The organism is Candidatus Baltobacteraceae bacterium (genome assembly GCA_035502855.1).
GTDB lineage: Bacteria > Vulcanimicrobiota > Vulcanimicrobiia > Vulcanimicrobiales > Vulcanimicrobiaceae > Aquilonibacter.
In genome coordinates this window covers 1-13,190 of the sequence record DATJTX010000028.1, presented here as the reverse complement: position 1 = coordinate 13,190, position 13,190 = coordinate 1, and the positions used below count along the sequence as shown (strand labels likewise).

General features: G+C 62.8%; 13 protein-coding genes. 7 read left to right on the top strand and 6 right to left on the bottom strand.

Features of this window, described 5'->3' with window-relative positions:
• The first annotated feature begins 256 nt into the window (after positions 1–256).
• Complete coding sequence (locus tag VMF11_11800) at positions 257–1,804, top strand: R3H domain-containing nucleic acid-binding protein (protein HTU70992.1); 1,548 nt, start codon at positions 257–259, stop codon at positions 1,802–1,804.
• On the opposite strand, the gene VMF11_11795 is transcribed toward VMF11_11800, so the two are convergent.
• Positions 1,805–2,497, bottom strand: coding sequence for a PilZ domain-containing protein (locus VMF11_11795; protein ID HTU70991.1), 693 nt, complete (start codon positions 2,495–2,497; stop codon positions 1,805–1,807).
• Between the two features lie 28 nt (positions 2,498–2,525).
• On the opposite strand from VMF11_11795, the gene tmk reads away from it, so the two are divergent.
• Together tmk and VMF11_11785 are read left to right on the top strand one after the other, a co-directional pair.
• Positions 2,526–3,140, top strand: coding sequence for a dTMP kinase (gene tmk, locus VMF11_11790; GenBank protein ID HTU70990.1), 615 nt, complete (start codon positions 2,526–2,528; stop codon positions 3,138–3,140).
• The gene (locus VMF11_11785) at positions 3,137–4,144 is read left to right on the top strand and encodes an AAA family ATPase (GenBank protein ID HTU70989.1); all 1,008 of its coding nucleotides are present in this window, start codon (positions 3,137–3,139) and stop codon (positions 4,142–4,144) included. Before tmk ends, VMF11_11785 begins: the two co-directional genes overlap by 4 nt.
• Positions 4,145–4,147: 3 nt before the next feature.
• Here the strand turns inward: VMF11_11785 and VMF11_11780 are convergent, their stop codons facing one another.
• The 3 genes from VMF11_11780 to VMF11_11770 are packed head-to-tail and all read right to left on the bottom strand — an operon-like array spanning position 4,148 to position 6,159.
• Entirely contained in the window at positions 4,148–4,834 is a 687-nt protein-coding gene (locus VMF11_11780) for a hypothetical protein (GenBank protein ID HTU70988.1), read from the bottom strand.
• 25 nt (positions 4,835–4,859) lie between these two features.
• The gene (locus VMF11_11775) at positions 4,860–5,657 is read right to left on the bottom strand and encodes an S-methyl-5'-thioadenosine phosphorylase (protein HTU70987.1); all 798 of its coding nucleotides are present in this window, start codon (positions 5,655–5,657) and stop codon (positions 4,860–4,862) included.
• A gap of 25 nt (positions 5,658–5,682) precedes the next feature.
• The gene (locus tag VMF11_11770) at positions 5,683–6,159 is read right to left on the bottom strand and encodes a bifunctional nuclease family protein (GenBank protein HTU70986.1); all 477 of its coding nucleotides are present in this window, start codon (positions 6,157–6,159) and stop codon (positions 5,683–5,685) included.
• An 86-nt stretch (positions 6,160–6,245) separates the two neighbouring features.
• On the opposite strand from VMF11_11770, the gene ychF reads away from it, so the two are divergent.
• Together ychF and VMF11_11760 are read left to right on the top strand one after the other, a co-directional pair.
• Positions 6,246–7,340 carry a redox-regulated ATPase YchF gene (gene ychF, locus VMF11_11765; protein HTU70985.1) on the top strand — a complete coding sequence of 365 codons (1,095 nt, stop codon included), beginning with the start codon at positions 6,246–6,248 and terminating at the stop codon, positions 7,338–7,340.
• A gap of 94 nt (positions 7,341–7,434) precedes the next feature.
• On the top strand, positions 7,435–8,694 hold the full coding sequence (locus tag VMF11_11760; protein ID HTU70984.1) for a Glu/Leu/Phe/Val dehydrogenase: 1,260 nt from the start codon (positions 7,435–7,437) through the stop codon (positions 8,692–8,694).
• Here VMF11_11760 and VMF11_11755 read toward each other — a convergent pair.
• Complete coding sequence (locus VMF11_11755) at positions 8,668–9,621, bottom strand: LuxR C-terminal-related transcriptional regulator (GenBank protein ID HTU70983.1); 954 nt, start codon at positions 9,619–9,621, stop codon at positions 8,668–8,670. The two genes, VMF11_11760 and VMF11_11755, sit on opposite strands and share 27 nt — an antisense overlap.
• A gap of 272 nt (positions 9,622–9,893) precedes the next feature.
• Between VMF11_11755 and VMF11_11750 the strand changes: the two genes are divergently transcribed.
• Positions 9,894–10,112 (top strand): helix-turn-helix transcriptional regulator, encoded by a 219-nt coding sequence (locus VMF11_11750; GenBank protein ID HTU70982.1) that lies wholly within the window; start codon positions 9,894–9,896, stop codon positions 10,110–10,112.
• On the opposite strand, the gene VMF11_11745 is transcribed toward VMF11_11750, so the two are convergent.
• Entirely contained in the window at positions 10,099–12,498 is a 2,400-nt protein-coding gene (locus VMF11_11745) for a secretin N-terminal domain-containing protein (GenBank protein HTU70981.1), read from the bottom strand. The genes VMF11_11750 and VMF11_11745 overlap by 14 nt on opposite strands.
• 228 nt (positions 12,499–12,726) lie before the next feature.
• On the opposite strand from VMF11_11745, the gene VMF11_11740 reads away from it, so the two are divergent.
• Entirely contained in the window at positions 12,727–13,065 is a 339-nt protein-coding gene (locus VMF11_11740; protein ID HTU70980.1) for a hypothetical protein, read from the top strand.
• Positions 13,066–13,190 lie beyond the last annotated feature (125 nt).

The window sequence follows — 13,190 nt, the reverse complement described above, 5'->3', positions numbered from 1 at the left end:
GGCAAGGGCATTTTCCGGTGCGGGTCTTCGTTGCATCCTCGGTCACAGAGCGCGTTGCTATGCTCCCTCGGATGCGCCTCGATTCGCACCGGAAAATGCTCCTTGCGATCGGTACAGCGACTTCTTCAGAGCTTCCCTAGTGCTTGGCCCGGCAGCCGGCCCAAGATATGGGCAGGGCGCTCCGCCGGTTGTGGGTAACTATCCACAAGAATCCGCAGGACGCGGATGTCTCACCCCTTGGAAGCGAGGATAGGCGTTGGCCGTCAAAGCGCAGTCCGTTTCCCCGAGCTGGGAACTCTCACAACTCCTCGACATCTTCCCGCTCCCGATCCGACAGTCGCTCGTACGTCTCCCAAATCTCGAAGACATCATCGAAGTCGTGCTCGATCTGGGCCGTCCGCCCGAGGCGCGATTTGCGGATGACTTTCGTTATCTCTCCGAGACGCCGGTCAGCAACGAGGACATCGCGCACGTGTGCTCGCGCATCTCCGCGTTCGGCGCAGACAATCGCGCCGGTATCGAGCAGACGCTGCATCGCATCAGTGCGATTCGTAATCGTCAAGGCAAGATCGTCGGGCTGACCTGCCGCGTCGGACGTGCGGTTTACGGCACGATCGATATTCTTCTCGACGTGCTGCGCAGCGGCAAGTCGATTTGCTTGCTCGGGCGGCCCGGCGTCGGCAAGACGACGATGTTGCGCGAGTGCGCGCGCATTCTCTCCGAAGACCGCAAACGCGTGGTGATCGTCGATACCTCGAACGAGATCGCCGGCGACTCGGATATTCCGCATCCCGGCATCGGGCTCGCGCGCCGCATGCAAGTCGCCAATCCGGCGCTGCAACACGCGGTGATGATCGAAGCGGTAGAAAACCACATGCCCGAAGTGATCGTGATCGACGAGATCGGCACCGAGGCCGAGGCGGGCGCGGCACGCACGATCGCCGAACGCGGCGTCACGCTGATCGGAACGGCGCACGGTCAGACGCTCGAAAACCTGTTGATGAATCCGACGCTCTCGGATTTGCTCGGCGGCATCACCGCGGTGACGCTATCCGACGAAGAAGCCCGCCGGCGCGGGACGCGCAAGACCGTGCTCGAGCGCAAGGCGCCGCCTACGTTCGATCTGCTGGTCGAGATCCAAGAGCGCGACCGGCTCGCGATTCACAAGAACGTGGCGGAGGTCGTCGACGCACTGCTGCGCGGTTATCAGCCGCAACCCGAGATTCGTCAGCGGACCGCGAGCGGCGACGTGGCAATCGTGCAAGAGGCGGATACCGAGTCGATGCCGCAGCTCGGTGAGAATCTGGATCACCATCATCACGACCCCCACGACGAAGTGACCGACAAGCCGCTCTCGATCTTTCCCTACGGCGTTTCGCGCAACAAAATCGAGCGGGCCGTGCACAATCTGCGCATCAACGCCGCGATCGCGCGCAGCTGGGACGATGCGGACGTGGTTTTGACGCTGAAAACCCTCGAACGCAAGGGCCAGCCGAAGCTCAAGCAGATCGCCTCCGACAACGTGCCGATCTACGCGATCAAAACGAATACGACCACGCAGATCCAAAGTGCGCTGCGCGACGTGTTCAACCTGGGCTCGATCGACCATGAGGAGATCGCGCTGCGCGAGGCCGAGGAAGCCGTCTACCAGGTGCTGTTGACCAATCAGGCGATCGAACTTTCGCCCCAAACGTCGTACGTCCGCCGTATGCAGCATCAGCTGGCGGAGAAGTATCGCCTGCAGTCGCGCAGCACCGGCCTCGAACCCAACCGGCGCGTCCGCATATTTAAAGTCGATATGTAGCTATAAGAGGGTGATCTCGCCGTCTTCGGCTACGAGAAACCGTGTGTCGAACGCGAGCATCTCCTCGCCGCGCTTGACGCGGCTGTGGACGTTGAAGCGGTGCGCCGGTTTCATGCCTCCGGTTCGCTTGACCATTCCCCCGTAGAAGAGCTTGAGCAACGGCGTCTGGCCGGACTTGGGCGCTTCGAGTTTGTTCTGCGAAACCAGCATGTTGACGATTTTTTGCTGCAAGACCATCGGCAGAAGACGGTATGCGTCGTCGACCTTCTCGGTCGGCTCCTGATTTTGCATCCTGCGGCGATCGCCTTCGGGCTCGTCGTTGACGTAGCGGACGATCGCGTCCCAGTCGTCGGCGGCGATTCCGACGAACTCGCACATATAGCGATGCCACATCGAACCCTGATGCGCAACTTCGTCGTTGCGAACGCACTTGACGCGCAGGGGAATATTGTTGTCGCGAACGCGTGCAACGATACTGAACTCCGGCGCGTCGACCGGTTCTTGCAGAATGAACATTGCGCCGTTGGGCGAGATTTCGAGCCCGACGCCAGATTTGAGCATGTTGGGGTCGTTCGGATTGGGCTGATACCACATGTGAAACGCACCGGTGCGCCGCTTGTACTGGCGGCGGTCGCCTGCGCGTCCGAGAAACCACTCGACGATGTCGCCGAACATTGAGCCGGGAGATGACATACAAAGCCGCTCCGTCGAATATCGGCCGGTGACTTTCATCACGGTCGAAGGCATTGAAGGCTGCGGCAAGAGTACACTCGTTGCCGGCCTCTCTGAACGTTTACGCGCTCGGGGCAGGGAAATCATCGTGACCCGTGAGCCGGGGGGGACGCCGGCCGGGGACGCGATCCGCCGGATCTTCCTCGAGCCCGATCTGGCGATCGCGCCGCTGACCGAGGCGTTGCTCATCAACGCCGCGCGGGCGGAGCATGTGGTCGAGCTGATCGGACCGGCGCTGCGCGGCGGCGCGATCGTCCTGTGCGACCGCTTCGTCGATTCGACCCTGGCCTATCAGGGGTATGGCCGAGGCATCGACCTGACGTTTCTTCGCGGACTGTGCGAGGCGGCGGCCGCGGAGCTGGTGCCGGATTTGACCTTCGTGCTCGACGTCCCGGTCGCGATCTCGCGCGAGCGCACGGCGTTGCGCAACGGCATCGGATGCGACCGGATGGAAGGTGAAGACGAAGCGTTTTTCGAGCGCGTGCGCTCCGGCTACCTCGAGCTGGCTCGCGGCCAGGCGCGCTACCGCGTCCTCGACGCGACCAAGGCGCCCGAGGAACTCGCCGCCCAAGCGCTGGCTGCGATCGACGGCGTCCTGGTATGAGCGCGCTCCAGTTCGACGTCGTCGGAGCCGAGGGGCCGAAGACCTATTTCGGGCGGCTCCACCCCGACCAGCTCGCGCACGCCTATCTGTTTTCGGGCCCGCCGGGCGTCGGGAAAAAGACCTTTGCACGGCGGCTCGCACAGTCGCTCCTCTGCCTTGCGCCCAAGGACGGCGTTCTCGGCTACGACGGGACCTGCGCCTCCTGCCGGCTCTTTGCCGGCGCGGCCGTGCGCCATCCGGATTTCCTGGAGCACGTCGGCATTTTGAAGATCGGCGACGCCGATGCGGCGATGGGTTTTTACGAAGGGGAAGACCTTACTGCGCGCGACCTGGTCCGTCAGCTCTCGATGCAGTCCTATAGCGGCGGCCTTCGCGTCTTGTTGCTCGGCGATATCGACTTTGCCACGCATCACGCGGCGAACGCCCTGCTGAAGTTTTTCGAGGAGCCGCCCCGCGGTGTCGTGCTGATTCTCACCTCCGCCACGGCCGGGCGTTTGCTGCCGACGATCCGTTCGCGCCTCATCGAGCTGCGTTTTGCGCCGCTCGCGCAAGCGCAGGTGCGCGCGATCTTGCAGCGCATGGGCTACAGCGAGGAACGCGCCGCGCTCGGTGCATCGCTCGGCAGCGGCAGCGTGACGCGCGCCACTGCCGCACTCGGCGATGAAGAGGAGACGCTGCGCGCGCAGGTCGCGGATTGGTTCTTTCGCGTCGCACGCGGCGAGAGTCCGCAAGAAGGATGGGCGACGCGCGAAACGCTCGACGAGGGGTTGGACGTGATCAAATCGCTGGTCCGCGATTGGACGGCGCTCGCGACCGCCGGCGATCGTGCGCCCGTGATCTGCATCGACTACGTCGACTCGCTGCGCGGGCTGAGCTCGCTCGCACCGGCGGACGCGCTTGCCGTGATCGGCAAGCTCGACGACGCGCAGCGCCTGGCGCGCACGAACGTCAGCCCGGCGATGGTCAGCGAGCTGGTGCGCATGGCGCTGACGGGAAAAGGCTAGGCGCTAATAATAGCCGCGAAAGGCCGTTTCGTCGTACGTGACCGCGAAGGGAAAGGCCATGTACGCCAGCACGATCGCGCGAAAGATGGCGATCCCGATCGTGGCGGCGAGCACGCCGTATGAAGAAAGTGGAATCAGCACGTACTGCGGTGCGAAAAGCCAAAGTGCGACGAAAACGATCGCGACGATGACGCACGCGGGCCAATTGGCGCGCACGGCGCGAATCGAACCCGAGAGCGCGAGCGCGCCGGGAAGGCCGCCGATCGACGCGGCCGGGATCGTGAGGATGAGAAAGAAGTACGCCAGCAGCTGCAGCACGATGGCGAGCAGTGAAACGCCGAGAAACGCGCCGACGTAGCCCGCCGCCCAAGTAACGAACTGAAAACCGATCGCGGCGAGCAGAATGCCGCCGGCTTTGCGGCGCGTTTCTTCCCAGGCGTCGTCGAAGCCGGTGCGGTAGCCGCGCGCGATGTTGTTGGCTTGGATCACCGCGCCGCCGAAGGCGAAGAGGTAGACGATCTGCACGACGAAGCTGAAAAGCCCGGTGCCGATGCCGCCGAGCGGATCGGTGAAGAGCGTTTGCCAGTACGAGACGAACATGTCGATCACCGACGCGGCCAGCGGCAGCGCGAGGATCGAGGGATGGCGCACGAGGTGCACGATCGCCTGCCCGTAGATCGCAAGGTTCACACGCGGCCCGCCGCGGCGCATCGAATTAGCCCCGTGCCCCGGCAAGCGCGTGATGGCAGCTGCAATCGGCGTTCAAGTCGATGCGCTCGACGATCGTTCCGATCGCATTCTTCACCCGATCGTTGTTCGCTTTGAAGACCTCCATCACTTCGTGGTGCGAGACGGGCGGCATGCCTTCGAGGCCGACGTCGTAGTCGGTGATCAGCGAGATGTTCACGAAGCAGATTTCGAGCTCGCGTGCCAGGTAGCTTTCCGGATACTGCGTCATGTTGATGACCTCCCAGCCCTGACTCTGAAACCACTTCGACTCCGCGCGCGTCGAGAAACGGGGTCCCTGGATCACGACCACCGTTCCGCGCTCGTGGGTCTCGATGCCGAGCGAACGCAGCGCGCCGATCGCGATCGGCCGCAGCGTCGGGCAATAGGGGTCGGCGAAGCTGACGTGGGTCGTTATCGGGCCGTCGAAGTAGGTATCGACTCGCCCTTTGGTGCGGTCGACGAGTTGATCGCAGACGACCATCGATCCGGGTTTGACTTCCTTTTTCAACGAACCGCATGCGTTGGGCGCGATGATGAATTTCACGCCCAGCATCTTCATCGCAAACAAATTCGCGCGATAGTTGATCGATTGCGGCGGAAAGCGATGGTCCTTGCCGTGGCGCGGCAAGAAGGCGACGCGCTTGCCGGCGATCTCGCCGAGCGCGACCTTGTCGCTGGGTGCGCCGTAGGGCGTTTCGATCCACACTTCGCGTGCGTTTTCGATGAGCGAATAGAATCCCGAACCGCCAAAAACGCCGATGTCGGCGCGCTCCGTGGTTTCCAATTGATCTCCGTTCTTCGGTGGGTGTCTATCTATTGAAGTCCGATGGCTTGAGATCGTCGAGGAACTTCTTGAACCGCGACATCTCCGAATCGTCGACCGGCTTTTTGTCGGGCGTCGATTCCTCGAGCACGATCTTGTCGGTGACGTAGATCGGCGCCTTCATACGCAGCGCGAGCGCGATACCGTCGGACGGACGCGCGTCGATCTCCTGCAGCTCCCCGTCGGTGCGCAGGATCAGCTTCGCGTAGAACGTCGAGTCCTTGATGTCGTGAATGATCACTTGCTCGAGCGTGGTGTCGAGCGACTCGAGAATGTTGCGCATGAGGTCGTGCGAGAGGGGTCGCGGCACGGTTGCCCCTTCGAGCGCCAGGGCGATCGCCGTCGCCTCGAAGGGTCCGATCAGGATCGGCAGGTAGTGCGAGCCATCCATGTCCTTGAGGATCACGACCGGATCGTGGGTGAGTAGGTCGATCCCGAGCTTGTCGACCTTCATTTGGCGCATAGGATGGTATCCGACGCCCCCGCTTGATTCTCTTGCCGCACGGCAAGGGTGCGGGCGTCGAACGCACGAACGCAAGGGCCCGCATCATGGCGTTATCCTGCGGAATCGTCGGCTTGCCCAACGTCGGCAAGTCTACCATCTTCAATGCCCTGACCCGGTCCGCACAAGCGCTCGCGGCGAACTATCCGTTCGCGACCATCGAACCGAATGTGGGAGAAGTCGCAGTTCCCGACGACCGGTTAGCGGTGCTGCAAACACTCGTTCAAGCGGCGCGAATCGTCCCCGCAACCGTACGCTTCGTCGATATCGCCGGCCTGGTGCGCGGCGCCGCGACCGGTCAAGGACTCGGCAACGCGTTCCTCAGTCACATCCGCGAAACCGACGCGATCGCGATGGTCGTCCGCTGTTTCGAGGACGACAACGTCACGCACGTCGAGGGCCGGCCCGACCCGGCGCGCGACATCGAGATCGTCAATATCGAACTTGCGCTCGCCGATCTTGCCACCATGCAGAAGCGTTTGGACCGGCTGGAACGCGAGACGCGCGCCAATCCGAAGCTGCGCGATTCGCTCGATGCGGCCAAGAACCTGATCGCCGCGCTCGAAGCGGGAAAGCCGGCGCGTCGTTTCGGCGCCGAAAGTACGGAGATGGCGATCGCGCGCGATGCGTTTTTGCTGACCGCGAAACCCTTGCTCTACGTGGCCAACGTCGACGAAGCCCAAATCGGCAAGCCCGGGCCGCTGGTCGCTGCGGTGCACGATGTCGCCAAAGGCGACGGCAGCGCGGTCGTGGTGCTCAGCGGTAAAATCGAATCCGAGCTCGCCGGTCTTTCCGAGGAAGAAGCGCGCGAATTTTGTCGCGAGCTCGGCATCGAGCGCAGCGGACTCGACGAGCTCGCGCTACGCGCGTACGACTTGCTCGGCCTGATGACGTTTCTCACCGCCGGCGAGAAGGAAGTGCGCGCATGGACCATTGCCAAGGGAACGAAAGCGCCGCAAGCGGCCGGTAAGATCCACGGCGACATCGAGCGCGGCTTCATCCGCGCAGAGATCGTTTCATACGACGACTACGTCAAGTACAAGACGATGGACGCGCTGCGCACGGCCGGAAAGGTTCGCAGCGAAGGCAAGGACTACGTCATGCAGGAGGGGGACGTCGTTAATTTTCGCTTTAATGTTTAGACAAGAGAGCGCCGCTTGGCGTGCCCAGCGATTTTTGTCTCAAGGGAGATTCGCTCGCTCTCCCGTAGGCCTGTAGGGTGGAGGCACTCACCCTATGACCACTGCGGTACGCGAAGTCTCGGTTTTTGGAGACGGCATCGCCTATTTCAACGAAGCAGCCGATCTTCTGGAACTGGACTCCGGGATGCGTCGCATCCTCACGCACCCTTCGCGTCAAATCATTTTCTCGATCCCGTTTCAGCGCGATAGCGGCGAATTCGAAGTTTACACCGGATATCGCGTCCAATACAATTTCGCGCGCGGGCCGGCGAAGGGCGGCATCCGCTACCATCCGGGCGTGACGCTCGATGAAGTGACCGCGCTCGCGTTTTGGATGACGTGGAAGTGTGCGGTGGTCGACCTTCCTTTCGGCGGCGGCAAGGGCGGCGTTACCTGCGATCCATCGACGCTCTCGACCAACGAACTGGAGCGGATCACGCGCCGGTACGCGGCTGAACTGGTCGAGGTCGTCGGTCCCGACAAAGACGTGCCGGCCCCCGACGTCAACACGACGCCGCAGGTCATGGCGTGGTTCATGGACACGTACTCGATGCACGTGCGGCAGAACGTTCCCGGTGTCGTAACCGGAAAGCCGCTCGAGATCGGCGGATCGCGCGGGCGCGTCGAGGCGACCGGACGCGGCGTAACGATTTGCGCGCTCGACGAAATGAACGAGATGGGCTTGCGCCCCGAACAGACGCGCGTCGTCGTGCAGGGTTTCGGCAATGTCGGCCTCTATGCGGCCAAGCTCTTCGTCGAACGCGGTTGCAAGGTCGTCGGCATCTCCGACGTTACCGGCGCATTCTATAACAAAGCCGGCATCGATGTGTTCGCCGCGATCGAAAACGCGGCAAAGAATCGCAGCCTCGAAGGTTTCAAGGGCGGCGACCGCATCACCAACGCAGAGCTGCTCACCTGCGAGTGCGACGTGCTGGTCCCGGCGGCGCTCGAGAAAGTCTTCAACGCCGAGAATGCGAACAAGGTTCAGGCGAAACTGATCGTCGAGGGCGCGAACGGTCCCACGACGCCCGAAGCCGACCGCATCTTCAAACAGAACGGCATCGTGGTGATTCCCGACATCATGGCCAACGCCGGCGGCGTCACCGTTTCGTACTTCGAGTGGGCGCAAGACCGGATGGGCTACTTTTGGAAGGAGGCCGAGGTCAACGAACGGCTCGAAGACGTGCTGCTCTCCAATCTTGCGGAATTGCGCAAGATCAAGAACGCGCGCAACTCGTCGTTTCGAACCGCGGCCTACGCGCTCGCCATCGATCGCGTCGTCAAAGCGTTAAAGCTGCGGGGAATCTACGCCTAGCGTACCCGCCTTCGCCATGAGCGCGCTGCGATTGCGTACGCCGTACCATCGGAAGAGACTTCCAATGTGGATGCGCACGGTTTTGTACGAGACGCCGAGCTCCTCGGCGATGCGTGCATCGTCATAACCGAGGCGCACGAGTTGCAACACGTCCTCTTGCCGTCTGGTTAGCCCGTGCGGACGCTCGAGCCGGCGATGGAACGGGCCGTCGGGGCATTCTCGCAGCTGCTCGATTGCCCGAGACCTCCACGCCTCAGCGCGCGTCAGCCGGAGAAGGAGTATTGCCATCCGGGCGGCGCGCCAGGTGAAACCGAAGCTCTCGTACGTTTGGTACGCGTCCGCCGCTGCGGCGATCGACCGACGCCGATCGGCGTTTGCGTATGTCAGCGCCGTCGCTTCGGACACGAGCGCGCCGTAGCGCCGGCCGCGCGAGATCGTCGCGGCCATCCGGCAGAACCGTTTTGCGTCGTCGAATGCGCCAAACTCGGCGGCGACCTGGGCCGCCAACGGTAAAACCGCGAGCTCGGCGGTGAGGATCGACGGCCATTCGATCGTATCGAAGATGCCGACCGCGGCAGCGTACGCTGCGATCGCCGACGGCGAGCGCTGCTCGTTCGCGAAGACCGCGATCATCGCATGGTCGAGGTATGCGTTCAGCTGCTCCGTCTGCCGGCGTGCTTCGCGCATCGATTCGAAGACGAACTTCATGGCGTTCGAATATCGTCCGGAGAGCGCGTGCCACCACGCGAGAGAGCGGACGACGTGGAATCTGGAAGCGGCAAGACCTTCGTCGCCGGCGAGGCTTGGAAGATGCCGCTCGAGCCGGCGGAAAGCGTCAGCTGAAGGGATGTCGTGCGAAAGCACGGCAAAAAAATGCACCGCGGCCGCGATGAGGTGCCTCGCGTCAGAAGGATCACCTTCAAGCATGTCGAGCACGCGGGCTACCAGCCGCAGTTTTTCCGTAAAGTCACATCCTTTGCCGGGGTCCGACACTAGGCTAAATGGCTCACTAGGCAAATTAGCCTAGGTAATGCTACGCTGGTGGCAGATCGATGGATTCGTCGCTCTTGCGCAGGCGGATCATGGATCGGGTGTTCCGCGAAAAAAAATCGGCCCTCCTTATCGGTAGCGTGTCCCATGATATGCAGAGCAGGGTACTGCCATGTCCGTGCTTCGAGTTTTCGTACAAGGATGACCAAATGAGCCTGACGGATAGAGAGAAGACGATCCTTCGATGCTTGGCCCAGGGCATGCAGACCAAGGAAATCGCGACATTCATCGGACGCAGCAAACCGACGGTGGAGAATCACATTCGTATCCTGTACGCCAAGACGAATGCGCGTTCGAGAGCCCAGCTCGTGGCGTTGGCCATGGCGGCCTTGGAAGAGGAGTCGAGGGATGCGGTCAGTGTGAACTGACCGGGATTTGAATCGTCGCGGCAAAGCCGTCGTTCCGGTAGGCATTGAGGGTGAGCTGTTGGAGCGGCTGTGCGGGACCGAGCGCGAACTGCGTGGCCTGGAACGTGCCCTGCCACTTGCCCGGTCCCACCTGATCGAGCGAGACGCTCGCATTGGGCGTGCCGATTTGCACGCGTGCGATGTTGGTGGTGGTGACGACGTCGATCGAGACGCTCGTCCCGGCCGTCATCACCGTTGGCGCGAGGCGTGCATAGTAGATCTGCGGCGCGTCTTGCGGCTGCGCGAAATTGTTCTGCGGCGCGCGCCCGTACTCGAAAACATTCGACGCGGCGAACGCGGACGGCGTCGGCCGCGGTGCCGCGGTGACGGGAGGAATCGGTGTGCTGAGCACGGCCGGCGGTCCGGCGAGCGCACTGGCGGTGGGCCGCGGTGTCGGCAGCGTCGTTCCCGGCGGCAGCGTCGGGAGCGGCTGCGGCGTCGGAACGCCCATATCGGGCGCCGGCGTCGGTTCGCCGTCGCGAATGATGTGCGGTGTCACTACGATCACCAGCTCGTTGCTGGTGTTGTTGGTGTCGTTGTTCTTGAAGAGGCCGCCCACGATCGGAATGTTGCCGAGGACCGGTACGCTGGAGATCGTGCGCGTATCCGACTCCTGGATGAGCCCGCCGATCACGAGCGTTTGATTGTCGTGCAGCGAGACCGTGGTCTGCGCGTTGCGCGTCGAGATCTCCGGAATGCCGTTGGGATCGCCCGAGAGGCTGTTGACGGTGGGATGGACCGTGACCATGATGTTCCCGTCGGCGGTGACGATCGGGGTGATGTCGAGCGTGACGCCGGTATTGAACGATTGGATCTGCGTGGTAACGGTCGTGCCGACGCCGCCGCCGGTGGTCGTGAGGATCGAGAGCGTATCACCGGCTTGAAAGTTCGCGTCGTGTCCGGAGAGGGTCACGATGCGCGGGTTGGCGAGCACGCGGCCGTCGCCGTGCTGCACCAGCAGGTTCAGTTCGGCGGTGAGCTGCAGCGGCGTGCGCGTGATCGGCTGGATCTTGCCGATGCGTCCGGGATTGCCGTAAGGGTCGGGCGTCGGCTGGATCTCTTCGAACGTGGTGCTCAGGACCGCCGTGGGCAGCTCGAGCCCGAGGTTCTTGGCCAGGCTCCCGTCGATTTCGAGCACCTCGGTGTCGAGCTCGACGAGCGGCGGGGTGACGTCGAGCTTGGCGATCAGTTCCTTGGCAAGGCGTACGCCATTGGGATCGCCGGTCAGCACGATCTCGGTGGAATTGGGCGGCACGGTAACGTGAAGCCCGTTCGCCATCTGACCGAGCGCCTCGGTGACGGCAGTCGCGATGTCTTGCGCCGTGGTCGAGGGCGCGCCGTTCGTTCCGGGAATGGCGGATTTGAGTTGAACGACGGCGATGTTGCCGTCGCTCATCGCGGCCGCGTTCATTCCGCCGCCGTAACCGCCGGCCATGCCGTTCGTTGAACCGCTGGTTCCGTCGAGCTGTCCGATCGCGTCGCCGATGCGCGTCTGTTCGCCCCCGTTGGCGCGTACCGAGATGGCGTTGAGGTCCTTATCGACACCGACGGTTGCATCGGGATAGGTCTGCTGCACCAGCGCAGCGACCGATGACGCGTCGACGTTTTTGAGGTGATAGACCTGGGTGTAGCTGGCGCCGACGGGCGGCACGTCGAGCTGCGCGATGAGCGTTTTCGCCGTGGTCAGTGCTTGTGGATCGCCGGTGATGAGGAGCGCGGAACCCGAGACGCTGATGCGCACGTGCGGCACGGTGCGCACGACCGCCCGCGCGACGTAGGTTGGGTTCGCAAGTTTGATGTCGACTGCTTCCACCGGATCCGGGGGCGGCGGCGGCGAGACCGCCGGCGGCGCGTCGAGGCTCGTAATGAGCGCCTTGATCTGGGTGGCATCGAGCGGCTTGGCCTTGAGCAGGACGCTATCTTTCGAGGCGACGGTGATCGAGGCGTTCGGAAAGAGTGGCGCGATGCGATGGACGAGCGCGTCGGGTTTGATCGTACGCAACTGCACCACCTCGAGCGTCGGCTGATTGGGGTTGCGCACGTCGAGTCCGGAAATGACGGTGCGAACCGTCGCGACGTCGTCGGGTGCGCCGATCACGATGAGGGCGTTGGCCGCCGGATCGGCGCGCACGCGCACGTGCGGGAAAAGTTCGTGCACGATCGCTGCGGCGCGCGCGACGGGCATTACCTGCACCTGGATGACGGCGGGAACGGGCGAGGGCGCCGGCGTGATGCCTGCGCGGCTTCCGGCGGCGCGCGTGCCGGCGGCGCCGGCGGGAAGGAACACAGCCAGGGATACGACCGCGAGCAGCGTGCCGATCGACGCGTGTGAGAGAAACCTGCGCATGATTCTGCTGCGCACTTTGAGCGGGCGCAGCCGATGACACCTGCCCGAACGAATTATCAAAACTGATAATCAAAACTGATAATCACTTTTGATAATCAATTTTGATAATCAATTTTGATAATCAGTTTTGATAATCAATACTGATATAGCCACTCGCAAGGAGTAGCGCAGCGACGCAGAGATTCAATCGTGCCAAACACCGGGCCGTGACCGAGTGTGGGAGGTACCATGCGTCGCATCGTTGCGTTTGTGCTCATGTTGGTATTCGTGCTGCAATCAACCGCATCAGCGGCTTCGACGAATACGTCGCGGTTCGAGCCCTCACTGCAGGATCAGCTTGCGATGCTGATGCAGCCCGTCGTTGAGGTAATCGCAGGTTCGGAAATTTATGCGCTCCTCACGGGAGGCGACGCCCGCTATCAGGAGATGCACGCGCCGCGCCCGCAGATCGCTCGCATCCACCCAGATAACTACCGGCCGAACGTAAACCGTGCTCGCTTTGCCCGTGCAACCGTGCGCTACGGTGAACCCGGTCGCCCCCCAGTTATGCCCGATGACGTCCCTTAAAATGCTGTAAAAGCCCGGTGGCGGGGGGCCACCGTTTCGGTTCGGAAGATTCATTTTGTGAACAACTTCTCAACCGAAGGGACGAAACGGTGGCCGATTACGATGTTACCCTATCCGAATCGCTG

Excerpts from the sequence above, each read along its gene's own strand:
- VMF11_11740 (HTU70980.1), top strand. The coding sequence starts at position 12,727 with ATGCGTCGCATCGTTGCGTTTGTGCTCATGTTGGTATTCGTGCTGCAA.
- VMF11_11760 (HTU70984.1), top strand. The coding sequence starts at position 7,435 with ATGACCACTGCGGTACGCGAAGTCTCGGTTTTTGGAGACGGCATCGCC.
- VMF11_11770 (HTU70986.1), bottom strand. The coding sequence starts at position 6,159 with ATGCGCCAAATGAAGGTCGACAAGCTCGGGATCGACCTACTCACCCAC.
- VMF11_11785 (HTU70989.1), top strand. The coding sequence starts at position 3,137 with ATGAGCGCGCTCCAGTTCGACGTCGTCGGAGCCGAGGGGCCGAAGACC.
- VMF11_11750 (HTU70982.1), top strand. The coding sequence starts at position 9,894 with ATGAGCCTGACGGATAGAGAGAAGACGATCCTTCGATGCTTGGCCCAG.
- VMF11_11745 (HTU70981.1), bottom strand. The coding sequence starts at position 12,498 with ATGCGCAGGTTTCTCTCACACGCGTCGATCGGCACGCTGCTCGCGGTC.
- VMF11_11755 (HTU70983.1), bottom strand. The coding sequence starts at position 9,621 with ATGCTTGAAGGTGATCCTTCTGACGCGAGGCACCTCATCGCGGCCGCG.
- VMF11_11795 (HTU70991.1), bottom strand. The coding sequence starts at position 2,497 with ATGTCATCTCCCGGCTCAATGTTCGGCGACATCGTCGAGTGGTTTCTC.
- ychF (HTU70985.1), top strand. The coding sequence starts at position 6,246 with ATGGCGTTATCCTGCGGAATCGTCGGCTTGCCCAACGTCGGCAAGTCT.